This window comes from Paraburkholderia silviterrae, from assembly GCF_004353915.1.
In the GTDB taxonomy this organism is placed as follows: domain Bacteria; phylum Pseudomonadota; class Gammaproteobacteria; order Burkholderiales; family Burkholderiaceae; genus Paraburkholderia; species Paraburkholderia silviterrae.
In genome coordinates, this window is sequence record NZ_SMRP01000019.1 from 1 (window position 1) to 22,746 (window position 22,746).

The 22,746-nt window shown below is 63.9% G+C and carries 23 protein-coding genes; 11 read left to right on the forward strand and 12 right to left on the reverse strand.

Going from position 1 to position 22,746, the window contains the following annotated elements; all coding sequences use genetic code 11:
• Window positions 1-362: 362 nt before the first annotated feature.
• Window positions 363-1,505 carry a porin gene (locus EYW47_RS28390; RefSeq protein WP_133198174.1) on the forward strand — a complete coding sequence of 381 codons (1,143 nt, stop codon included), beginning with the start codon at window positions 363-365 and terminating at the stop codon, window positions 1,503-1,505.
• A 129-nt stretch (window positions 1,506-1,634) separates the two neighbouring features.
• Window positions 1,635-2,141, forward strand: a complete 507-nt coding sequence (locus EYW47_RS28395; RefSeq protein WP_133198175.1) for a GAF domain-containing protein — start codon at window positions 1,635-1,637, stop codon at window positions 2,139-2,141.
• 67 nt (window positions 2,142-2,208) lie between these two features.
• Here EYW47_RS28395 and EYW47_RS28400 read toward each other — a convergent pair whose 3' ends face one another.
• Window positions 2,209-3,162 carry a LysR family transcriptional regulator gene (locus tag EYW47_RS28400; protein WP_240763959.1) on the reverse strand — a complete coding sequence of 318 codons (954 nt, stop codon included), beginning with the start codon at window positions 3,160-3,162 and terminating at the stop codon, window positions 2,209-2,211.
• A gap of 133 nt (window positions 3,163-3,295) precedes the next feature.
• Between EYW47_RS28400 and EYW47_RS28405 the strand changes: the two genes are divergently transcribed.
• Entirely contained in the window at window positions 3,296-4,201 is a 906-nt protein-coding gene (locus EYW47_RS28405) for an aldo/keto reductase family oxidoreductase (RefSeq protein WP_133198176.1), read from the forward strand.
• Between the two features lie 164 nt (window positions 4,202-4,365).
• On the opposite strand, the gene EYW47_RS28410 is transcribed toward EYW47_RS28405, so the two are convergent.
• Window positions 4,366-4,602: a hypothetical protein gene (locus tag EYW47_RS28410; protein WP_133198177.1), complete on the reverse strand. Its 237-nt coding sequence runs from the start codon at window positions 4,600-4,602 to the stop codon at window positions 4,366-4,368.
• A 379-nt stretch (window positions 4,603-4,981) separates the two neighbouring features.
• On the opposite strand from EYW47_RS28410, the gene EYW47_RS28415 reads away from it, so the two are divergent.
• Together EYW47_RS28415 and EYW47_RS28420 are read left to right on the forward strand one after the other, a co-directional pair.
• On the forward strand, window positions 4,982-5,629 hold the full coding sequence (locus EYW47_RS28415; protein WP_133198178.1) for a LysE family translocator: 648 nt from the start codon (window positions 4,982-4,984) through the stop codon (window positions 5,627-5,629).
• 494 nt (window positions 5,630-6,123) lie between these two features.
• On the forward strand, window positions 6,124-6,486 hold the full coding sequence (locus EYW47_RS28420) for a BON domain-containing protein (protein WP_133198179.1): 363 nt from the start codon (window positions 6,124-6,126) through the stop codon (window positions 6,484-6,486).
• Window positions 6,487-6,765: 279 nt separating this feature from the next.
• Here EYW47_RS28420 and EYW47_RS28425 read toward each other — a convergent pair whose 3' ends face one another.
• Both EYW47_RS28425 and EYW47_RS28430 read right to left on the reverse strand, forming a co-directional pair.
• Window positions 6,766-7,740 (reverse strand): alpha/beta fold hydrolase, encoded by a 975-nt coding sequence (locus EYW47_RS28425; RefSeq protein ID WP_240763960.1) that lies wholly within the window; start codon window positions 7,738-7,740, stop codon window positions 6,766-6,768.
• The gene (locus EYW47_RS28430; protein WP_133198180.1) at window positions 7,737-9,149 is read right to left on the reverse strand and encodes an NAD(P)/FAD-dependent oxidoreductase; all 1,413 of its coding nucleotides are present in this window, start codon (window positions 9,147-9,149) and stop codon (window positions 7,737-7,739) included. The genes EYW47_RS28425 and EYW47_RS28430 overlap by 4 nt, the downstream gene beginning before the upstream one ends.
• A gap of 82 nt (window positions 9,150-9,231) precedes the next feature.
• Here EYW47_RS28430 and EYW47_RS41045 point away from each other — a divergent pair, with 82 nt between their 5' ends.
• On the forward strand, window positions 9,232-9,402 hold the full coding sequence (locus tag EYW47_RS41045; RefSeq protein WP_165976699.1) for a hypothetical protein: 171 nt from the start codon (window positions 9,232-9,234) through the stop codon (window positions 9,400-9,402).
• A gap of 202 nt (window positions 9,403-9,604) precedes the next feature.
• Here the strand turns inward: EYW47_RS41045 and EYW47_RS28435 are convergent, their stop codons facing one another.
• The gene (locus EYW47_RS28435) at window positions 9,605-10,294 is read right to left on the reverse strand and encodes a DUF899 family protein (protein WP_133198181.1); all 690 of its coding nucleotides are present in this window, start codon (window positions 10,292-10,294) and stop codon (window positions 9,605-9,607) included.
• Between the two features lie 407 nt (window positions 10,295-10,701).
• Here EYW47_RS28435 and EYW47_RS28440 point away from each other — a divergent pair, with 407 nt between their 5' ends.
• The gene (locus tag EYW47_RS28440; RefSeq protein WP_133198182.1) at window positions 10,702-11,439 is read left to right on the forward strand and encodes an SEL1-like repeat protein; all 738 of its coding nucleotides are present in this window, start codon (window positions 10,702-10,704) and stop codon (window positions 11,437-11,439) included.
• A 278-nt stretch (window positions 11,440-11,717) separates the two neighbouring features.
• Here EYW47_RS28440 and EYW47_RS28445 read toward each other — a convergent pair whose 3' ends face one another.
• The 3 genes from EYW47_RS28445 to EYW47_RS28455 form a co-directional block, all read right to left on the reverse strand.
• The gene (locus EYW47_RS28445) at window positions 11,718-11,984 is read right to left on the reverse strand and encodes a VOC family protein (RefSeq protein ID WP_133198183.1); all 267 of its coding nucleotides are present in this window, start codon (window positions 11,982-11,984) and stop codon (window positions 11,718-11,720) included.
• 410 nt (window positions 11,985-12,394) lie between these two features.
• Window positions 12,395-12,742: a hypothetical protein gene (locus EYW47_RS28450; protein WP_133198184.1), complete on the reverse strand. Its 348-nt coding sequence runs from the start codon at window positions 12,740-12,742 to the stop codon at window positions 12,395-12,397.
• 56 nt (window positions 12,743-12,798) lie between these two features.
• On the reverse strand, window positions 12,799-14,415 hold the full coding sequence (locus tag EYW47_RS28455; protein ID WP_133198185.1) for an ABC-F family ATP-binding cassette domain-containing protein: 1,617 nt from the start codon (window positions 14,413-14,415) through the stop codon (window positions 12,799-12,801).
• Window positions 14,416-14,724: 309 nt separating this feature from the next.
• On the opposite strand from EYW47_RS28455, the gene EYW47_RS28460 reads away from it, so the two are divergent.
• From EYW47_RS28460 to EYW47_RS28475, 4 genes are all read left to right on the forward strand, one after another.
• Complete coding sequence (locus tag EYW47_RS28460) at window positions 14,725-15,147, forward strand: hypothetical protein (protein WP_133198186.1); 423 nt, start codon at window positions 14,725-14,727, stop codon at window positions 15,145-15,147.
• 13 nt (window positions 15,148-15,160) lie between these two features.
• Window positions 15,161-16,222: a DMT family transporter gene (locus tag EYW47_RS28465; protein WP_133198187.1), complete on the forward strand. Its 1,062-nt coding sequence runs from the start codon at window positions 15,161-15,163 to the stop codon at window positions 16,220-16,222.
• 257 nt (window positions 16,223-16,479) lie between these two features.
• Window positions 16,480-16,869 (forward strand): SRPBCC family protein, encoded by a 390-nt coding sequence (locus EYW47_RS28470; RefSeq protein WP_133198188.1) that lies wholly within the window; start codon window positions 16,480-16,482, stop codon window positions 16,867-16,869.
• A 399-nt stretch (window positions 16,870-17,268) separates the two neighbouring features.
• Window positions 17,269-18,336 carry an MBL fold metallo-hydrolase gene (locus EYW47_RS28475; protein ID WP_205710174.1) on the forward strand — a complete coding sequence of 356 codons (1,068 nt, stop codon included), beginning with the start codon at window positions 17,269-17,271 and terminating at the stop codon, window positions 18,334-18,336.
• Window positions 18,337-18,460: 124 nt separating this feature from the next.
• On the opposite strand, the gene EYW47_RS28480 is transcribed toward EYW47_RS28475, so the two are convergent.
• The 4 genes from EYW47_RS28480 to EYW47_RS28495 form a co-directional block, all read right to left on the reverse strand.
• On the reverse strand, window positions 18,461-18,676 hold the full coding sequence (locus tag EYW47_RS28480; protein WP_133198190.1) for a DUF3079 domain-containing protein: 216 nt from the start codon (window positions 18,674-18,676) through the stop codon (window positions 18,461-18,463).
• A gap of 221 nt (window positions 18,677-18,897) precedes the next feature.
• On the reverse strand, window positions 18,898-20,340 hold the full coding sequence (locus EYW47_RS28485; RefSeq protein WP_133198191.1) for an MFS transporter: 1,443 nt from the start codon (window positions 20,338-20,340) through the stop codon (window positions 18,898-18,900).
• Between the two features lie 121 nt (window positions 20,341-20,461).
• A complete protein-coding gene (locus EYW47_RS28490; protein WP_133198192.1) occupies window positions 20,462-21,619 on the reverse strand; it encodes a CaiB/BaiF CoA transferase family protein in 1,158 nt (385 codons plus the stop codon).
• A 20-nt stretch (window positions 21,620-21,639) separates the two neighbouring features.
• The gene (locus EYW47_RS28495; RefSeq protein WP_133198193.1) at window positions 21,640-22,584 is read right to left on the reverse strand and encodes a hydroxymethylglutaryl-CoA lyase; all 945 of its coding nucleotides are present in this window, start codon (window positions 22,582-22,584) and stop codon (window positions 21,640-21,642) included.
• Window positions 22,585-22,746: the final 162 nt, after the last annotated feature.

The following is a 22,746-nucleotide window of genomic DNA, read 5'->3' on the forward strand; positions in this document are numbered from 1 at the left end:
TACGGTTGCTTTTCTTTGCCGCTGCAAAGAAAAGTAGGTGCCGCCCCGCACAGGGGCAACGCCTGCATACCGACATGAAAACAAGGAAACGCGCATAAACTGCGCAGACCACTCAGAACCACACCACCGCCCCAAAAAAGGCCCGTTCCAAACACGCGCGAGGCACTCAGCGCGATCCCGAATCGCACGGGCGATGTCTCAACTTGAGACGCGAAGCGAAACACATGTCGACTAGTGCGACACGTCACCCACTGTTCGCTACCGCGCTCTCCCGCCTGGTGGGCCGCATTCGTGTGGCATGAGTCCTGCTTCGATGGCTCGCACTCAACCCGAATCGCAACCCGAATCACAACGGCCACCTCATGAATAAAACCCTCTATGCCTTATCAGCAGGATTCCTGATTTATTGCTCACACGCCTGCGCACAGAGCAGCATGACCCTCTTCGGCGTGCTAGACGAAGGCCTAAACTATACGAGCAACGTGGGCGGCCACACGTCCTGGCAAACTTCGAGCGGCGAGCTTTCCGTCAGCCGCTGGGGCCTGCGCGGCACCGAAGATCTCGGCGGCGGCCTGAACGCCGTCTTCGACCTCGAAAGCGGCTTCGCGCTCGACAACGGCCAGACGGCCTACGGCGGGCGCCTGTTCGGCTACCAGTCTTATGTCGGCCTGCAGTCGGACCGTTACGGCACGCTCACGTTCGGGCGCCAGTTCGATTCAATCGCCGACACCGTGGGCCTCTTGACGGCCAACGGCAATTGGGCCGGCTTTCTGTTCTCGCATCCGCTCGACAACGACAACACGGACGCCACCTGGCACGCCAGTAACTCGGTCAAGTACACGAGCCCCGCATGGGCCGGCCTCACGGCCACGGCGCTCTACGGTTTCAGCAATCAGGCGGGCGGCTTCGCGAACAACCGCGTCTTCAGCGCGGGCGTCAACTACACGTGGCAAACGCTCACGCTCGCGGCCGTCTATGCGGACCTTGGCGCGCCAGGCTCGAACGCGGGCGGCTCGATTGCCGCCGACGACATCGGCTTCGCCGCGCAGAACCAGAAAACGTGGGGCTTTGGCGCGAACTACGGCATCGGTCCCGTCACGCTCGGCGCCGTGTACACGCGCGCGAACGTCATGCAGCCAAGCGCTTCGATCTACGTTGGCGACCTGGGCCTTGGCGATCACGCCAGCCTGAAATTCGACAACTTCGAAATCAACGCGCGCTACAACGTAACGCCCGCCGTGATTTTGGGCGGCATGTACACGTACACGCGCGCCACGCTCGACGAGGACAGCGGCCGCTCGTCGCTGCACTGGAACCAGGTGGGTGCGATGGCGCAGTACCTGCTGTCCAAGCGCACGTCCGTGTATGGCCAGGTGGTCTGGCAGTCGGTCTCGGGCGGCAACACCGGCACGCCGCTCGACGATGCGCTGATCCCGGGCACGGCGGGCGCCTCGTCGAACTCGCATCAAATCGTCGCGCGTGTCGCGATCAATCACGCGTTCTGAAACGCGCCGGTCTCCGGGGCGATTCCGGCCCGGCAAAAACGCGCGAAGTGGCCTAAACTGGCGCCCTCGTTCGACGCGATGGCGCTCGCGCATTTCGCCCAACCCGCTACTTTGCCCAAGTTTTCGCCCATGTTTTCGCTTTCCGACACCCTGCCCGCCGACAAACCCGCCCTCTATGCAACGCTCGCCGCCCAGGCGCGCGCGCTGATCGAGGGCGAAGCCAATGTCATCGCCAACGCGGCGAACTTCTCGTCGCTCGTGTTCAATTCGCTCGAAGGCCTGAACTGGGCCGGCTTCTACTTCTTCGACGGCACCGAGCTCGTGGTTGGCCCGTTCCAGGGCAAGCCCGCGTGCGTGCGCATTCCGCTCGGCAAGGGCGTGTGCGGGACCGCCGCGCAGACGCGCGAAACCCAGGTCGTCGCCGACGTGCACGCGTTCGCGGGCCATATCGCCTGCGATTCGGCTTCGCAATCGGAGATCGTCGTGCCGCTCGTCGCCGCGGACGGCTCGCTCATCGGCGTGTGGGACGTGGACAGCCCGCACCTCGCGCGCTTCGATGAAGACGACGCGAAAGGCATGGCCGAGCTGTGCCGCGTGTTCGTGGAATTCGGCTGGAAAAAAGCGGCCTCGCGCTGAGCCTCGCTGCCCCAAGCCGATGAACGCGCTCGGACGCTAACGGGGCAGTGCCAGCGGGAGCGCGCCGCTACGCACTAGCCTCAGGGCCGCCCGCCTTCAGGAAATCGACGAACGCCCTGAGCGGCGTGGGCAAATGCCGCCGGCCCGGATAGTACAGAAAAGGCCCGGAAAACTGCGGCCACCAGTCCTGCAGGAGCGGCTCCAGCGCCCCGCTTGCGAAATGCGGCGCCAGCATGTCCTCGAACAGCGCGATCACACCCGCGCCGCTCAATGCCATGTCCACAGCAAGGTCGAACCCCGCCGCCGGTTTCACCACGAGCGCTCCGGGCGGATCGACGCGCAGCGTCTCGCCGTCGCGCTCGTATTCCCAGATCGCCATCGCGCCGCCTGAAAAACGCACGCGCAGGCAAACGTGCCCGAGCAGATCGCGCGGGTGTGCGGGCCGGCCGCGCGCGGCGAGATACGCAGGCGACGCTGCCGTCGCGAAACGCTGCACGCGCGGGCCGATCGGAATGGCGATCATGTCCTGCTCGAGCCGCTCGTCGTAACGGATGCCCGCGTCGCAGCCCGCCTCCAGCACGTCGACGAAACCATCCTCCACGACCACTTCCACGCGGATCTCGGGATACGCCCCCATGAACCGCGTGAGGATCGGCGGCAGGATGCTGCGCGCCACGTTGGCCGGCACGTTCAGGCGCAGCACGCCTGCGGGCCGATCGCGATAGCCGTTCAGGACGTCGAGCGCGGCTTTCATTTCCGCGAACAGCGGCGTGATGCTTTCGAGCAGGCGCTGGCCCGCTTCCGTGGGGGCCACGCTGCGCGTGGTGCGGTTGAGCAGGCGCAGGCCGAGCTTCGCCTCGAGCCGCCGCACGGCCGTGCTCAGGCTCGACGCCGAAACGCCGCCCGCGCGCGCCGCGTCGCGAAACCCGCCCGCGCGCGCGACGGCGGCAAAGGCGGCCAGATCGTTCATTTCGAACGCGGCGAACGAGGGGTTCATCGGCGTTGGGTTTTCGTGGCTCATATCGGTCGGGCCTGGCGTGTGTGTAGGCGTGCCCATTGTGCGGAATTTCGAACAACCCGTGCGGATCAGGTGGGATTATCCGCCAACGCGGCAGCGCCCATACTGGCGCCATCCGTTCACGAGGAGCATCGAGATGCCGCAAACGTCCAGCCAACCGTCCACTCATTCCCCCGCCCAACCGAGCCGCACGTTCGCGCTCGCGGGCCGGACCGTCAACCGCATGGGCTATGGCGCCATGCAGCTCGCCGGCCCCGGCGTATTCGGCCCTCCGAAGGACCGCGCGACGGCCGTCGCCGTGCTGCGCGAGGCGCTCGCGCTCGGCGTGAACCATCTCGACACGAGCGACTTTTACGGCCCGCACGTGACGAACCAGATCATCCGCGAGGCGCTCCACCCCTATCCCGCCGATCTCACGATCGTCACCAAGGTGGGCGCGGTGCGTGACGGCACGGGTGCCTGGCTGCCCGCGCAGGAGCCCGCCGATATCGAACGCGCCGTGCACGACAATCTGCGCAATCTGGGGCTCGATGCACTCGACGTGGTCAATCTGCGCATCATGGGCGACGTCCACCAGCCCTCCGAAGGCCCCATCGAAAGGCAAATGGAAGCGCTCGCCTCGCTGCAGGAGCGCGGGCTCGTGCGCCACATCGGCATCTCCAACGCGACGGCGAAGCAGATCGACGATGCCGGGCAGATCGCTCCCATCGTCTGCGTTCAGAACCACTACAACCTGGTCAATCGCGCCGACGACGCGCTGATCGACTCGCTCGCCGCACGCGGCATCGCCTATGTGCCGTTCTTCCCGCTCGGCGGTTTCACGCCGATCCAGTCGACGGCGCTCTCGGAGATCGCGCAGTCGCTCGGCGCCGCGCCGATGACTGTCGCGCTCGCGTGGCTCTTGCACCGCGCGCCCAATATCCTGCTGATTCCGGGGACGTCGTCGCTCGCGCACCTGCACGAGAACATGCAGGCGCAGACGCTCGAGTTGAGCGACGCGGTGCTCGCACGGCTCGACGCGATCGGCAAGCCGCGCGCTTGAACATGTGAGCCTGGCTGGCAGAACCGCCCACCGAAAAGCGAGGCGAAAAAAAACCGCGGCCATCGGACCGCGGTTGACAGAGTTCTGCCACTCTCATCGAACGCACGCGCCGCTCCCTCAAGCGGCTCGCGCGGAACTGCGTGGAGCGATGCGGATCGCGCAGATCAGGTCTGCGAATCCGGTGCCGCCGCATCGCCTGCGTCGGCTTGCTGGGTGCCGTCGTCGGCTTGCTTCTCGTCTTCTTTCTTCTCGACCATCTTCTCGAGCGCCCCCGCACCCTCGAAGCCCGCAACCGCAGCGGCCGCCTTCGTGAGGAAACCGGCGTCCGTATCGACCTTTTCCGTTGCTTCCACCGCGGCGATCGCGCCAGCGACCTTGCCTACTTCGTCCAGAATGCCCATTTGATCCCTCCGGTTGATTGCCGCTCGATTGCAGCCAGTTGCCTGCGTTGCGCCTGTGGGGCGCAGTCGCCGCACCCAGGCGCTCCGCCGCCCGTGATGCTCGCCGAAAGCGGCGGGCGTTGATGCATTTTGGGCGCACGCGATACGCAGGGCAATCATATCTCTCAAAAAATGACAATGGTTAACGGTTCAAACGACGTACGATTCTTGCGGCGCGTCAAGGGCGTGCTTATACTGAGTCCGTCTCCTCCATGTCTCCTTCGACGTGGTTCAAGCCCGCCCCGTGTTCAACTCAGCGAACCTTTCGGCGGGCTTTTTCTTTTCTCCCGTTTCTCTTCCGCGGCATAATTCACGTTTCGTCTTTCAACACGCTGTCGCCATGAGTCTCCACACCTGGTGGTTGTTCCTCGCCACTGTCTTCGTCGTCTGCGCCATTCCCGGCCCCAATATGCTGCTCATCATGTCGCACGGCGCGCAGTACGGCATGCGCCGCACCAGCGCGACCATGGGCGGCTGCCTTTCCGCGCTCGTGCTGATGCTGGCCGTCTCTGCCGCCGGCCTGGGCGTGTTCCTGCAAGCGTGGCCGACCATGTTCAACGTGCTGCGCTTCATTGGCGCGGCCTATCTCGTGTATCTGGGCATCAAGGCGTGGCGTGCGCCCGTGCGCGAAAGTGGTGCCGACACCGCCGACGCAATGGCCGAGGCACTCACCGCCCGCGCGGGGCGCTCACCGGGCGCGCTCTTTCGCAACGGCTTTCTGGTGGCGAGCAGCAACCCCAAGGCCATTCTGTTCGCGGCCGCGCTGCTGCCGCAGTTCATCGACGCGAGTCGTCCCACGCTGCCCCAGTTCGGCGTGCTGGTGGCCACTTTCGCCGTGTGCGAAGTGAGCTGGTACCTGGTCTATGCGGGTTTCGGCACGCGCATCGGCGCGACGCTCAAGAGCCGACGCGTAGCGAAGGCTTTCAACCGCGTGACCGGCGGCGTGTTCGTCGGCTTCGGCGCGATGATGGCGCTCATGCGCCAGTAAGCGATTGCCGCTTGCGAAGGCCTGGTGCGGTGGCGCGGGAACCATTAAAGTTCAACTCTGAAGTTAACCGCTTCCCTTTTGCGACCCAAGCACAGAATCGCACCACGTTGGCGCACAATTCGGCCTTAGCCGACCTTCGGCGATGAGTGGCGGTACGTCGGCTGCAGGTTGGCTTGCCTGGCACCAACCATCCTGGCCTCAGGCGTTCGACGATACTTTCGTTTGCGGGGCAGCTCGATCGCTTTCTGGGGCGTCACGCCGCGCAGCTTCACAAGGGCGATTGATATTCCACCGGCTTGTACGGCATCGAAACACGTTTTCGGATCGTGATGCAATATTTATTGCGGCCGGTGTAACCAATTCGGCTTGCCGGCCGTATTGCATTGTGCGCGTTGGCGATCTGCGCGCAGTCAGGATATTCCTCAGGCATTTCCTCAGTGCTTTGTTTGCCGTACCACGACGTTGCACCGGCACGGCACTTATAGGAGCTGGCAATGAAATCGAACCTGCGATGTGTCTTGTGTGCGTCTTTTCTGTTGATCCTTACGGGCGTGTCCCATGCCCAGTCGGCCAATGCGCCTTCGGACGCGTCAAACATGACGGGCGCGATGCCGGCAGCTCCCAGCGCGAAGAAGGCGGACCGCGCGCTCTCCCACGCTGTCCGCCGTGCATTGGCTAAAGCGCCAGGCCTGGATGTTTCCGGGATTTTCGTTCGCGCGCGAGACGGTGCCGTGACGCTGAGCGGCTCGGTTCGCAATAGCGACCAGCTCCGGCAGGCGGAAGACGTTGCGCGCTCTGTGCAGGGCGTGAATTCCGTATCGAACAAGCTGACGTACTTTCACGGCGGCAACGGCTGAACGCTCGGTGACAGCAAAACAGACAGGGGGCAACTGTTTCGCGCGCCGATAGTACCGGATGCGATGTGATGACCGGGGCGGTCATTGTCTATTACGGAGGGGAGGTCAAATTCGCTACGGTTGGAATGAACCGGCCGGAACTGGTCGCCAGGTGCCTCCTGACGGATCTCGTTCAGCGGGCAGAGTCGAGCAAGCGCAAGCAATCGTGCCATTGAGAACTCCGCGCACCTGCGTCGTCCGCCGCCCCATGCGATGCATCGTGCCGCGCAATGGTGCAGGTCACCCGTCGAGTTCGTTCAGGAAGGAGAGTAGCAGCCGGTTCACTTCGCGCTCGCGCTCGCGCTGCAGCCAATGGCCCGCGCCTTCGAGCACGTGAGCACCGCGCAACCCCGGCAGCACTTGCGGCAACGCAGCGACGCGCTGCTGCATGCCTGGAAACCTGAGTACATCGTCGCGCGAGCCACCGATGAAGAGCGATGGCTGACGAATCGGGCAACCATACCAGGGGGCGAGCAATTCCGCGCTCCTGCGGATCGCGCGATACCAATTCAATCCACCACGGAAGCCGGTGCGTCGGAACTCCGCGACGACATATTCGAAGTCGTCCTGACGAAGCCAATCCGGCAATACGTCGGGGTCCACGGTGTTGTCGAGGACGCCGGCGCCCGGCGTGAGGATGCCTGCGACCATGCGGCCCGGGCCGTCGCCCGACATGCTGAACGTGAGGCGGCGCATGGTCGCTGCGACGTCGGCCTGAAGCTCCTCCTCAGCCACACCCTCCTGCTGGAAGTACTGCATGTAGAAAGTCGTCACGCCCTGCTGCTCGAGTGCCGTCAGCAAGTCGATCTTCGCGGGGGGGACATAGGGTACGCTCAGGCCGGCGACGGCACGGAAGACATCGGGCCGTAGCAGCGCACTGTTCCAGGCCGCGGGCGCTCCCCAGTCGTGGCCCACGATCACAGCCGTTCCGGCACCGAGTACCCTGACCAGTTCCACCATGTCGCCTGCGTGGTGCAGCATCGTGTACTGTGCAGGGTCGGCCGGTGCGTCCGTACCGCCGTAGCCGCGCATGTCCGGCGCCGCGGCGCGGTAGCCCGCGTCCGCGACCGCAGCCATTTGCGCGCGCCACGAGACCCACGACTCCGGAAATCCGTGGCAAAACACCACGAGCGGCCCCGCGCCCTGCAGCGCGACACGCATGCGGATGGCGCCAACCTGCAGCGTTTCGAGCTGCACCTCGCGGGGGACGCTCACGCTGCCTCCGCTGCTGCCAGAAATTGCGGAATGCGCTGCGCCGCGTCAAAAGCTTTGGCCCCGACGGCCTTGAGAAGGTCCTGCACGGCAGCGTCCACCTCTACGCCTTTGAGAACCACAACCTGGCCGTTGAGGCGGCACTGCCTGAGCCAGGCGCTCAGGTCGGGATTCTGCTGCCAGCGCGCTGCATTGGCGAGAGTCGGCAGCCACATACGCAGGTAATCGATCGGCAGTTCGGGCACAGGCACCGGCATGCACATCGCGTTCTGTTCCTGCAGATTCGCCAGGTGCGCTTCGACCCAGGCGATCACGCTGCCCGAAAAGACCGGCTGGCACCAGCGGACCATCAGGAGGTTGATCGCTTCATCCTGGAACACCGGCACGCCCGGCGCCGGCTGAATCGCGCAGGCAGTGCAGTCGATGTACAGCGTGTCAGGATCTGCGGCGAGCTCACCCTTCTCCAGTACGATCCGCGACGGCTCGATTGCGCGCACGCGGCCCAGCCGCACGATCTCACCGACCTTGCGCAATTGGGCCATCTCGCCGCGCGAAACGAGTGCGCAGCGGTAGGTCGTGGGTTCGATGGCAGGGTCGATCCGCATCAGCGCGCCGCCCGCTTCGAGCCGCCGGAACAGGTCGGGGACGTCGAGTGCGTCGCGGATCGCATCGAATTGCACCACGTTGTTCTCGAAATAGCGCCGCCAGCCGTCCGGGCCTGGCTGCATGTTGGCACGGTCCATCACCCAGGCGTCGCGCGGCATGATCCAGCGGATGCGCTCGTGCGGTACACCGTTCTCGATCAGCCAGATGCACGCATCCATGCCGGTCTTGCCGGAGCCGACGACGGTGTAGCACGAGTAAGGCCGCGCAACCTTCGGCAGCTCGTTGCAGGCAATGCATTGCACACCCGCGGCCACGCTGTATTTTGGTGGGTGGGTGGACGGCACCTCGGTTTTCGCAAGCGTGGCATTCACCCATTTGCGCCGCACGCGCACCTCGTGCTCGGCGCCGGTCAGCAGCGAGCGGAAGCGGTGCGTGTGGCCGTCGCTCGCGAAGTGATCGCATTTCGGGAACCACTGCACGCGGCCAGAGGTAATGAAGCGCTGTTTCATCACCTGCTCGAAATGCGCGAGCACCTCGGCCCCCGAAGCCAGACCAAGCATTCCTTCGTTAAAGCCCGTCGCTTCATGCGACCAGTCACTCAGTTCGCGCGATGCCACGCCATACCAGGCGGACGGCTGGTGCAGCCGCACGTACGGATAGGTGTCGTTCCAATGGCCACCGGGACGGTGGTGGCGATCCACCATCACGACTCGCGCATCTGGCGACTCAGTGAGCAACGTGTCGACGAATGCCATGGCGGTGGCGCCCGTCCCCGTCACGAAGTAGTCGGACTCGATCCATGCCATGTCACCCTCCTTGACCTTCAATATCGATCGACTCGCGCTCAAAGTAGAATTCCGGCACCGTCTTCGTCAAGGTTACCTAACCATGTCTATTCTCATGAGAATCCGCTCCATTGCGCGCAGCGATTTTCGTAAATGGAAAGTCCTTTGGGATGGTTATAACCCCTTCTACGGCCGCCATGGCGATACCGCCTTGCCCCAAAAAATAACTCGTTGGAAAGCGGCGGCCGCGCGCTTCGGCTACTGCTTTTGCTAACGGGACCCTGCCCGCATCGCAATTTCGCAACTCGGGGTTGGATCGTGTCTGTACGCTGCCGCACACACTTTTGAAGTGCACGCGGTCATTCGATGGTCAGGGGCACGACGCCGCGATCTCTACTCCGTCTTGAACGGCGGCTCACGGCGAAGTTGGTCCGCAAATCACCTCGCTATTCAAGTCAGCGCGATCAGGCACCAGGCTACTCCTTATTCAGATAATTTTTTTCAAGGTATTCTGACCTGAAATTTTGTGGCGGAGTGGGAATATCGGGTCGCCCCTCTGGTGTAAAGTCCATGAGATTCCAATACGGCCACACCGTGTCTACATGATTCCCTGACAATTCAGTTCCCCAGAAATGAAAAATCTTTCCATCCAGCCTCCTGAATACATGCATCACTGGCCATTGCATATCATCAGAGTCTCCCTGGCATTTGTAATCGGCCTGATAGGAGGAGCCCGATCCAGAAACCAGTGCAATCTGCGACCAACCACGCTGTTTGGCCCATGTATTGATTCGATCAGCCGGGGCTTTGGCAATGGCTACGAACGCGGCATGTTGAGTGACCTGATACCAGGTGCGATCAAACCCATCGACCAGCGACGTACATGACGGACAGGGATTGTCCCAGTTCGGACCAAACATGAATGAGTAAATGAGCAGGGTGTTTTTGTCTCCAAATAGCTCGGAGAATTTCACGCTATTGCCCACTTTCCCATCGTTGGCCCATTGGAAGACGTAGTCCTCTTTCAACTGCCCGCCTGGAGGAAGATTGCGGCGTTGTTTCGCGACTGATCTCACTTTGTCGACAAGCGCTTGCTCTTCTTTCAGCAATAAGTCACGCGCATCGCGATACTCTCTGCTTTCGTTTGGATACCGTAAATCACTCATGGCCGGCTCCTCCTGGAAACTGATATTTGGGTTCCCTTCTCTCCTGGACACATCGAATGACGGGATGTAAATTCGGGGGCAGGCAAACCCCATTCGAGTGTACTCTCAATGGTTGCTCGAGGCCGCCTTTGACGATGTATGCGGCACTGTCGACCGTCTCAATCGGGCCGCTCGCTGCCCGATCCTGAAAGGATCACACCCGACCTCGGTGCATAACCAGCTAGTTTCCGCGTCAAGGAACCCGGGTTTTTTACACAGTCAACGAACTGGGCCGCAGGCGTAAGGCTTGACTGCATGAGAAACCGACGGTATTTTTTGACTGGGCGCCACGCCCCGCGGCCTCACAGTCCATTTCGATTCCGTGCCTGCTGTGGAGTCTCGTCCGCACGGAAACTCGGACCAAAGCTATGCGTATCTACTTCCAGAACGCGTCAATCCCGACACGGGCCGCCAATCGGCTCAAATACCGCCTTTCGCTAAAGGAATCCCAGGCGCGACAAGTCACCTCCGAAGTCTTCGGCTATAGCGACTGGACCGCCCTCCATAGCGAGCTGGGAAGCGAAGTAGCTTCCGCACTCGACGAAGCGTGTGACAGCGCGACACTGACCGAGAGACGCGTATATCAGGCGTCTCAATTGGCCGCATCTTCGATTGACCTCCACGGTGAATCCGCGGACGACTTTGTCCGATGGTGGCAACCATCGGCCGCGTACGCGCGTGACGAGGGCGCGCACCCGATAGAAACTCCCTTTGCCGGCTCAAAAGAAGATCTGAGTTTTCAAGAGGCGCTGAGTACGTTGGCTCACGTCGGGCAACATACCGTTGGCCACTTCGAACAGGCGCTCGTAGCTGGCATACATAGAACGGAAAACGAAAGCTCGCTGAAGTTTGTAGAGTCGATTGCGGATGAGTTGCTAAGCGGCAACCGAAACCGGGAACCTGAAGTGGCTCGTCAGCTGCTCGAGGCTTTGGCCTCGCGCGGACTGCCCCGGTCGATACTCAACCTGGCGACGAGTTTGACGCTTGGCGATGGTGGTCCGAAAGACGAAACGAGAGCCAGGGACTTGCTTAAGCAGCTAGCTGAATCTGCTTCAACTCCCGATGATCTGAAGCGGATTGCCGAATCACGCCTGAGCACCGCCTAAGCACCAGGTGTCCGGCGGAAACCCGGTACGTCCGTCGAGCTCCAACTGCGGGAGCGGACGGCGGAGACGGGCGGCCGGGCGTTGCTCCGGCTATTACGTCCGCGCCCCGTTGTCGGGCAATTGTTCCGATCATACGCTGGCGAGTGATGCGCACCTTTACACCTGCGATGCAGCCATTCGTGGGTTTGTTCAAGGTTCCGCAAAGCAGCCATTTATTCGTTGCACGATTGTCCAAAGCTCGTACGAATGGCGACAACGCCGTTGTATCAAATGGATTGCTATGAGTGTCGCTTGGGGTTCCACGCTTTGTGCACGAACTCAAGACGGTTGCCGTCGAAGTCGGCGACGTTGGCGGCGTAGTAGCCGGGGGCGAAGTAGGTACGATCTGCAGGCTTTCCCTCGTCGATGCCGCCGGCTTTGATTGCAGCCGCGTAGGCGGCGTCGACCAGTTCATTGGTGTCGCAGACGATCCCGAGGTACAGCCCGGTCTCGCCCGGCTTGCGTTGACGTATTTCGGGGCGCCAGCGGCAGTTATGTGGCGTCATAGCTCAGCGGGTAAAACCGGCCAGCAAGGGACATTCGATCTACGAAGCAGATACGTTGAAAATTTGACGCGTCCCAACACGCGTGCTCACCAGCCCTGGCGAGTAACAGACCTTTCAGCAAGACTACGGACTTATCTGGTGACGGCCCATTGAAGCCAGCTCCAATACTCGGCGCAAAAGAGGAAGAATCGGCACTTAACTCCTTCCAGAGTTAAAGATTAATGGTTTCCCGACCAGAATGCCTGGTGCGGATTCGAGCATGAGCGCGTCTGGAACATCCGGCCCCGGCCGGTTCGCGATTCACGCAAGATCGCGACGGCCTTGGAGCCGCGCCATCATCGCCTGCGCCAAAACGGTCTCGCGGGAATCGGGCATGCCACGAGAACGCAATACAGGCTTTGGCATCGGCATTACGGAGATGCCGGGTGCATGAAGAAGTAGAGCGGCTTGTCGTACAACAGGCACAAAATAAGAGCCGTTGGCTGATTCCCGTCGCGCAGTTCAGCGCTGATTTCAGTGCCGATGTGCTGACGGCCTACAGGTTCATCGTAGCGGTTTTCTGTCACGCTTTTCCGAACGATCGTCGAGCGGTTGAGCAGTGCCAGCATCTCTGTGTTCTTCGCCATGACCTTCTTTCCATAGGCAAGGCAGCGCTGCGCAGTGCCAAAATCGCTATTCTCAAAGCTCAAATCATCTGCAAGTGCCGCGCCTGCAAAGAGGAGCGCTGCAAAGCCAAGTGCGAATCGGTAACGCTTCATGAGTTGTACCTCCAGGTGAAAAATGTGGGAAAAGCGATAACTGGCAATCAAGATATTCAAAGCGGCGTCATCTTCCAGCCTTCCAATGTCGCCTCCAGCCGGTCGGTCAAATCGAGGCTCTCCAGAAACGCTTCGTCGTGCGAAACGACCATCAGCGCGCCGCGATAGTCGCGCAGCATCGCCTCCAGCGCCTGTAGCGAAGGCAGATCGAGGTGATTTCCCGGTTCGTCGAGCAGCAGGAGCTGCGCGGGAGGATCGGCATAGATCGCGCAGGCGAGCGCCGCCTTGAGCCGCTCGCCGCCACTCAGCGCACCGCACGGCGCCGCGAGTTTGTGCGCATCCAGTCCCAGTTGCGCGAGCCGCGTGCGCAACGCATCTTCGCCCGCCGTGCGATTGGCCTCGCGCATCTGCTCGATCACCGTGCGTTGAGGCGCGAGACTCGCGAGCCGCTGGTCGAGCCAGGCGCTCGCCACTCGAACCGAGCAGCGGCCCGCAAGCGGCGCGATCTGCCCCGCCAGCACTTTGAGCAACGTCGATTTACCGCTGCCGTTCGCGCCCGTCACGCCCACACGCTGCTGGCCGTGCAACGCGAGGCGAATCGCGCGTGTCCCGGGCGGCGCATGCGGCAGCACGACGTCGTCGAGCGCCGCGATCCAGCGCCACGCCATCCCGACCGCCGGCGCCGGGCACATGACGATACGCGCCGCGTCGGTCACTTCCATGGCGGCCTCGCGCACGTTCAAATCGAGTTGCTCGCGCGCGGCGGCGTGCTGCCGGCGCAAGCGCCCCGCCGTACTCTCGCTGCGTGCCTTCTGGCGGTCGAGCAGGATCTTCGCCTGATTGGCTTCGCGCCCGTGACGCCGGCCCTGCGCTTCGCGCCGCTCGGCGCGCTCGCGTTGCTCGCTCAGTGCGCGCGCCTCGCGGCGGCGTTCGACTTTGCGACGCTCGAGGAGCGCGAGCGCAGCCGCCTCCTCTTCGGCACGACGCTCCGCGTAGAGCGCGTAGCCGCCGCCGTAGCTGCGCAGCCCCGCGGGAGACAGCTCGACGATGCGCGCCATCGTGTCGAGCAGCCGCCGGTCGTGGCTCACGACCACGAGCCCCTTCGGCCAGCGCTGCAACTGGCGAATCAACGCGTCGCGGTTCGGGCGGTCGAGGTGGTTGCTCGGCTCGTCGAGGATCAGCCAGTCGGCATGCGAGAGCGCGGCGCCCGCGAGCGCCACGCGCATCGCTTCGCCGCCGCTCAGCGCTTGCGCCGGCGCGTGCAGATCCAGATGCCCGAGGCCGCAGCGTTCGAGTTCGGCCTGCAGGCGCGGGCGCAGATCCCAGCGCTCGCCGATTGTGTCGAAGTCTTCAGGCGTGCCGTCGCCGGCTTCGATGCGCGCAAGCGCGTCGAGCGCACCCTGCACGCCCGCCAGGGCGGCGACGGTCGTGTGAGCGCCGTCGACCTGGACTTGTTGCGCGAGGTAGAAGACCTCGCCCGTGCGCAGGCAGCGCCCGGCCGAAGGCGCTAGGCGCCCCGCCATCACGCGCGCGAGCACGCTCTTGCCTGCGCCATTGCGGCCGACCAGACCCGTGTGACGCGCGTCAAACAATGCGTTGAGATCGGAAAAAAGCGGCCTGCCGTCGGGCAGGAAGCAGGAGACGCCTTCCAGCGTCAATGAGGGATTCGTCATAAATCGATGCGTTGGATGCCAAACATTGCCCTCGATCAAAAGCTGCGAAAAATCGACGATGAGCCGACGAGGGAGCGCAGACGGACAGGCGCCGTCGGAGCGACGGCAGCATCAATGGCGCATGGGACGAAATCCTCAGGATGAACAAAACCGCAACGTCTGACATTGCAAATTCACTTCGAGTTCCATACGAATCCCCTACGCGACGTGTAGGTGTACGAAGCCGGAGAACGAAGACACGATTGAGGGTGCACCGTGCCGAACGCATCGGCGATAATCGAACGTTCCCCCTTCAACGTATGCAGCGAGATGACCCGCCCCGGCTCCCTGTTCCTGCCGCAGCAAGACGATCCCGGCGACGACGCATCGAAGGTCCGCCTGGCACTCGCCGTTCTCGACGCCTTCACGGCGGCCTTCAACGCGCGCGACATTGCAGGCATGGATGCGCAGTTGCACTTCCCGCACGTCATCCTGAGCGGCGAGCAGCTCGTGCTGTGGGAAACACCGGGGCAGCTGCCGCCGCACTTCTTCGACGACCTGGCGCGCGAAACCGGCTGGCACCATAGCGCATGGCATGCGCGCGAGCCGGTGCTCGTCGGCCCGCGCAAGGTGCACTTCGCCGTGACGTGGTCACGCAATCGCACCGACGGTTCGATCGTCACGCTGCACCACAACCTCTGGATCGCGACCGAGGAAGCCGGACGCTGGGGTATCAAGCAACGCTCCTACTAAACGCAGGACAGTCATGAAATCGCATCTTCACGCCATTGCCACGGCACTGCTGGCCGCCGCGCTGTTCGGCGTGGCCACGCCGCTCGCCAAGGCGCTGCTCGGCACACTGCCGCCCTTCATGGTGGCGGGCCTCTTCTATCTGGGCAGCGGCGCCGGGCTCGCGCTCGTCATTCTCGTGCGGCGCCTGCGCCGCCGCGCGGACGAGCCGCCCGCGCACGCGCCGCTGCGTCTGGCCGAAGTCCCGTGGCTCGCGGGCGCGATCCTCGCGGGCGGCGTGGCCGGCCCGGCGCTGCTGATGTTTGGGCTCGTCACGACGCCCGCGGCCACCAGCTCGCTGCTGCTCAACCTCGAAGGCGTGCTAACTGCGCTCATCGCGTGGGTTTGCTTTCGCGAGAACTTCGACGCGCAGATTGCGCTGGGCATGGTGGCCATCGTCGCGGGTGGCGTGCTGCTCTCGTGGAGCGGGCCGCATGCGGGGCTCGCGCCGGGCGCGCTGTTCGTGGCGCTCGCATGCCTGTGCTGGGCCATCGACAACAACCTGACGCGCAAGGTCTCCGCCAACGACGCCATGACGATCGCCTGCCTCAAGGGCGTGGTCGCGGGCCCCGTGAACCTGGCCGTCGCGTTCTGGCTGGGCGCGCACTGGCCGGACGGCGCACGGCTCGCGGGCGCGCTGGCCGTGGGCTTCGCAGGCTACGGCGTGAGCCTCGTGCTGTTCGTGATCGCGCTGCGCAATCTGGGCACGGCGCGCACGGGCGCGTATTTTTCGGTGGCGCCGCTGTTCGGCGTCGCGCTCTCGCTGCTGATCTGGCCGCAGCGTCCGGAGCCAACGTTCTGGCTCGCCCTCGCGCTCATGGCGCTGGGCGTCTGGCTGCACGTGCGCGAGCGCCACGAACACGCGCACACGCACGAGGCGCTCGACCATACGCATCGGCATCGGCATGATGCACACCATCAGCACGAGCACGACTTCGACTGGGACGGCATCGAGCCGCACACGCATGCGCATCGCCACGTGCCGATCACGCACACGCACGCGCATTACCCAGACGTGCATCACCGGCATTCGCATTGAGGGTGACGATGGCAGCGACGGTGTCGATTGCGGCACATGAAGCGCTTGTCGTCACCCTGTTGCACGCGGACAGCAATTTTCCCCAGGTGCACTAGCGGGCCGGCGCGCACAATCGCCTCACGACGCCTGCATGCGGGCGTGGATGAGCTTCACATGGGATCGAAGCAAGTGCTTTGCATGGGACAAGAGTAAGCGCTGAAGCACGAACTCCGGTCGACAGCTGAAGCAAGAACTCCGAATCGACAGGAGACAACGCGATGGCTTCCCTCTACCGCGAGATTCCCCTTGAAACCGACGCGGCCCGGGCCTGGGCGACGCTGCGCGATTCGCGCAACATCGCCAAGGTGTTCGCGGGCGTGCTGACCGACGCGCAGGTGGACGGCGATCTGCGCATCGTGACGTTCGCTAACGGCAGCGTGGTGCAGGAGCGAATCGTCGCCGTGGACGACGCGCACATGCGCGTGGCCTACACCGTCTGCGGGCCGAACTTCGAACAGCACGCGGCTTCGATGCAAATCGTGGCCGAAGCCGGTGGACGTTGTCGCCTCGTGTGGATCAGCGACTTTCTGCCGGACGAACGCCGCGCCATGGTCGAGCCGCTGATGGACGCGGGCTGCGCAGCTGCGGCGCGCAATCTGACGGAGTGAGGACGTGAGGCTGAACGACCACGGCTCCCTCTTCCATGCGCCGTTGGTTTGCGCATGGGCATCGAATGCTTTCTACGGGTGACGACGCTGAGAAAGCATTGCGCACGCTGATGATGCATCGGCCTTTCGCCGCTCGAGCATGCGCCGTATTCCGCACCTCCGATTCTCCTCACCCAGACCGCCCCTTCTCTCGCTGAACGGTCCCATCCCGGGAACCCCAGACACGCTCGCGCCTGCGCGACGTGCGACGCACCGCGTGTAATCGTGGCCCGTTGCACGCGGCTATTTGATGTACGACCAAGAAGCCATCCTGGTGACCCGCTATGCTCGAACAGGACTCGATCCCTCTTCGAGCCAATGGTCCGTAGCCGGCGAGCGCCGCTGTGGAAATGTGTATGCGTGGATGCCATTCAATGCGTGGATTTTTTATATGGAGTCGACATGAAAATGCGCCCTCTCATCCCGGCCATCAGCCTCTCGCTAGGCCTCGCCCTGACGGCATTCGGGGCCTCCGCGGCGCCAGCCACTCCCGCGCGCCCGCTGGAATGGGTGACGCTCGGTACGAACGCTGGCCCGTACATTCACCAGAACCGTTCGGAACCCGCGAATCTCCTGGTGGTCAACGGCAAGCCGTGGCTGGTCGATTGCGGCGACGGTGCCATGGAGCGGCTCGCAGCAGCGGGCTTTCAGGCCGCGGATGTTTCCGTGGTCTTCATCAGCCATCTGCACATGGACCATATCGGCGGTATCCAGGGACTGATCGGCTTGCGATGGATGACGAGCGCAACGACCCCCATGACCATTTACGGCCCTCCCGGCACCCAGGAGCTCGTCAACGGCATTCTCAAATCGCTGGCGCCTACGATAAAGATCGGCCAGTTCGAGCCGATGCGCGGCATGCCTCCCGACAAGATGGTCAAGGTCGTGACCGTCGAGGGCGGCGCCGATTTGCAGGTCGATGGCGTCCGTGTCCGCACGGTGCGCAACTCGCATTTCGACATGCCGCCCGGCCATCACCTCCCGGATGGCACCCAGTCGCTGGGCTACCGTTTCGACGTCGACGGCCAGTCGATCACCTTTACGGGCGACACTGGCCCGAGTGACGCGATGACCGGCCTTGCGAAAGGAACGGACATTCTCGTGAGCGAAGTCATCGACAAGGATGGCATGGAGCAACAGGCGCTGGCAGACAAGAAACGGCCGGTCGCGGCCATGAAAGCCGAAGTCGAGCATTTCGGAACGCAGCATCTCAGCCCCCAGGACGCCGGCGCGATGGCCGCAAAAGCCGGGGCGAAGCAACTGGTCTACACGCATATCGCTACCGTGTTCGGCGCCACGCCACCCAACGGAGACGCGATCGAGCGCGAGGCGATCGCGAGGATCGTGGCCGAGACGAAGCAGGTTTATAACGGCAAAGTGGCCGTTTCCAACGACCTGGACCGCTATTCCGTAGCGGCCACTCGCTAAGGCGCCTTGCCATCGACGCCGGCCCTCAGCCTCATCGCCCAGGCCAGGGTGCGCAGAAAGCATCACCAGAAACGCATGTAAAACGCGCGGGTGCACAGGCACTCGCGCATTCGGGTGCCGGGCCTTACTGCCTGGCGTCCGTGCTGTCCTTCGCGTCGTCCTCGGAGGTATCGAAACCCCAGTCGCCGTATTCGAGCCAGTCTTCGCCGAGCAATTCGATGGGGTGTTGCGTGCGTGATGAGCCGTTTCCGCAACTGAGCGACCCGGCGGGGCAATAGCGGTCGCAGCCCCAACAGATGCGTTCAGGATGCTTCGGATGTAGCGGGATCTTCTTGGCCATGACGGGTTATGGAACGGCGAATAGGCAACGAAATTCATTCTAGGATGCGCGGCCGAACGATCCAGAGACGCATTGCCGCATTTCATCCGGCCCGAACCTACCCTGCGTAACGCTATGAAGTCGCGCGTGCCGTCGCGGCCCGCGGCGGTCCCAGATTTGTTGGCGTCGCACGGGCTGGGCAGTTAGTTGCACTTTTGGCCGCCACGACGCATCCCTCCCCTTCAGCCCGACAATTCATCGAGCGAGACGCCATTGGTTCGCGGTCCGAAAGCGCCAATCGACACCATCACCACGAGCATGCAAAGCGTGATGCCCGCGAACACGCCATGCACGCCGAAGTCGCGCAAAAGCGCAGCGATGATGAAGCCCGACATCGTTGCGCCCACGCGGCTCGCCGAATAGACGACGCCGTTCGCGCGGCAGCGCACCCAGGTGGGAAAGAGCTCCGCCTGATAGGCGTGGTAGCAGACCGAGATCGTCTGCCCGGCGAGGCTGATCAGGATGCCGAGTACGATCAGCGCCGCGGTGCTGCGCGCCTGCGCGAACGACAGTCCGAAGACCACGACGGCAAACGCCGAACCAACGATGAGCCATTTGCGCTCGATCCGGTCGGCCACTGGCATGGCGAGCAGCGGGCCGCACGGCAATGCGATGGCGATCACGAAGGCGTAGAGCAGGCTCTTCGTGACGGTCACGCCCTGCCCGATCAGCAGTGTCGGCACCCAGTTCGCGAAGCCGTAGTAGCCAACGGCCTGGCACAGGTTGAACGCGATCAGCATGATGAGCCGCGCCCGATAGGGCGGACGCCACAGCTCGGCGAGCGACGTGCGCCGGTGCGCGGGCGGCGTGAGCACGGGCGCGGGCGCCGGCAAGTCGCGTCCGCTCTCGCGCCGCGCAGCCTGCTCCAGCCCCGCGATGATGCGCTCGGCCGCTTCCGTGCGCGCGTGGGTGGCGAGCCAGCGCGGGCTCTCCGGCACCGCGCGCCGCACGAACCACACCAGCACGGCGCCAAGCGCGCCGGCGAGCACGACCCAGCGCCAGCCATCGAAGCCGAACGGCGCGATGGGCACGAGCCACCACGAGAGCAGCGCCGAAGCCGGCGCGGCAGCAAACATGACGGCCTGATTGAACGCCATGGCGCGGCCGCGCATCTGCTGCGGCACCATCTCCGTGACGTAGCTGTCGATCGTGACGATCTCGATGCCCACGCCAATCCCCGTAATGAAGCGCCACAGGATCAGGCCTTCGGAAGAATGCTGCATCGCCATCAACAGCGAGCCCGCCGAATACCATAGCAGCGAGAATGTGAAAACGCTTCGTCGTCCGAATTTGTCGGGCAACCAGCCGAAGCACAACGTCCCCACAAAGAGCCCGCCGAAAGTCGCGGCAACGAACGCGCCGATGCCGTTGAAGCCGAAGAAGCTCGACGTGGTCGTGTGCAGCAGGCCGCTCTTCGCCAGGCCTGGCGCGATGTAGCCCGTGAAGATGAGATCGTAGACCTCGAAAAAGCCCCCCAACGAGATGAGCAGGACGAGCTTCCATAGCTGCCACGTGACGGGCAGCCGGTCGAGGCGCGCGGACAGGGCCTGCGCCGCAGCGCGCCCGGTCGCAGCCGCCTCCAGGCGTGCGCCTGCCACCTCGTCCGTGGTGAGGGTTCGTTGCATGTCTGTCTCCATGTCTGCCCTGCGTGCGGCATCGCTTTGGCGATCGCCGCCGCAAGGGCTTCGTTATGCGTGCTTGCGCGAGCCTCTACGGCCCGCGTTGGGTGACAGCGGCCGGGCGCCGTTACGGCTGCCGCGCTTGCGCACCGCCGAGCCGCGCGAGCACTTCCTCTGTGTGCTCGCCTACCTTCGCGAGCGGCTGGCGCACGCCCGGGCGGCGGCCATCCATCAGGAGTGGAAGCAGCACGACTTCGGTGGTCTCGCCGTCGTCGGTCTGCATGGGCGCGAGTCCGCCGCTTTCCCGCAGGTGCGGGTCGTCGAACAGCTGGTCCGGGCGCACGATTGGCGCATAGGGAATGCCGGCCGCTTCGAGCCGCGGCGCCAATTCGCTCACGTGCAGCGCCTTCAGGACCTCGCCGAGCCGCGCGAGCAATTCGGGCCGCACGGCCACGCGTGAAGCATTGGTGGCGTACTGCGGCTCATCGGCAAGCTTCGGACAGCCAATCACATCGCACAGCGTCACGAACTGCTTGTCGCTCACCGCGCCGATAAAGAGCTGCTCGCCTTCAGCGAGCGTGAACACGTCGTACACACTCCACGCCGAAACGCGCGAAGGCATGGACGGCGGCGCTTCTTTCGTCATCGCGTATTGCTGCATGTGCTGAGCGCTCAGAAACACGCAATTTTCGAAGAGCGCGCTCTGCACCTCCTGACCACGCCCGGTCGCGTCGCGCTCGCGCAGTGCCGCCAGCACGCCGATCGCGCCGAACATCCCGCCCATGATGTCGTTGACCGACGTGCCCGCGCGCAGCGGCCTGCCCGCCGGTCCTGTCATGTACGCGAGGCCGCCCATCATCTGCACGACTTCATCGAGCGCGAGGCGGTTCTCATAGGGTCCTGGAAGGAAGCCCTTGTGGGAAACGTAGATAAGGCGCGGATAGCGCGCCGAAAGCGTGGCGTAATCGAGCCCGAGCTTGTTCATCAGGCCGGGGCGGAAGTTCTCCAGCATCACGTCGCTCTGCCCGATCAGTTCGATGGCCGCGGCACGCCCCGCCTCCGTGTTGATGTCGAGCACGACGCTCTTCTTGTTGCGGTTGAACGAGCGGAAAAAGCCGATGCCGAGGCCGGGAAGATTGCGTGTCTTGTCGCCTCCAGGCGGCTCGATTTTGATGACCTCCGCGCCGAGATCGGCGAGGATCATGCCGCACGTCGGGCCCATGACCATGTGCGTGAATTCGACGACGCGCACGCCGTCTAGCGGAAGCCGTTTTGCTGTATTCACGATAACCTCAGGAAGACGAATCAATTTGATCGGTTTGGGTGGGCGGCACGAAACGTCTTCGGTAGCCCCGCGCGCCAGAGCGTGCCGTGCAACGTTTCGTGCTCGAGCCATTGCGCCACTTGCGCGCGCAAGGCGAGCAGCGCTTCGATGTCGATACCGGTCTGGAGGCCCATGTCGGCCAGCATGAACGCGAGATCCTCGCTCGCGGCGTTGCCGCTCGCGCCCGGCGCGTGTGGGCAGCCGCCGATGCCCGCGAGCGAGGCGTCGAAGCGCGTGACGCCCGCTTCCAGCGCGGCATAGACGTTGGCGAGCGCGAGGCCGCGCGTGTCGTGAAAGTGGGCGCACCAAAGCCGCTCGCCCGCGATCGCTCGCGCCTGCCCGAAAAGATCGCGCACGGCGGCGGGGTTCGCATAGCCGACCGTATCGGCCAGGCTCACGCGGTCCGCGCCCGCGTCGAGCAGCGCCTGCATGTAGCGCAGCACGTCCTGCACGCGCACGTGCCCCTGCAACGTGCAGCCGAACGCCGTGCCGATGCCACCTTCGATCAGCGTCTTCGCGCCCGATGTGTCGCGCGCGGCGCGCATGCGGGCGACTTCGGCGACCACTTCGTCAGGCGTCTTGCGCAGGTTCGCGAGGCTGTGCGCCTCGCTCGCGGAGAGCGGCACGAGCATGAGGTCGGCGCCGGCTTCGAGCGCGCGCTCGGCGCCCTTGAGATTGGGCACCAGCACCGAGACGAACAGGCCCGGCAGGCGCCGCGCGGAATCGACGAGCTCGGCCGTATCGGCCAGTTGCGGCAACAAGCGGGCGGGCACGAACGAGCCCACCTCGATCTCGCGCAGGCCAGCGGCGTGCGCCGTGCGCAGCCACTCGCATTTGCGCGCGGTGGGCAGCACGGTCTGGATGCTTTGCAGGCCGTCGCGCATGCCGACTTCACGGATTACGGCGCGCTCGGGGAATGAGGGCATGAAGGGTCTCCATAAGCTGCGGGCAGGTCCGCCGGTTCATGGCGGTCCAACGATGTGCTAACTTTAGCCATTCCCTGAGATACATAAAGCGGTATTTCGGAACCTCTAACATTCCGAACTGGAAACATAACGGCTCGGCATCGATGCGGACCGGAAACCCCG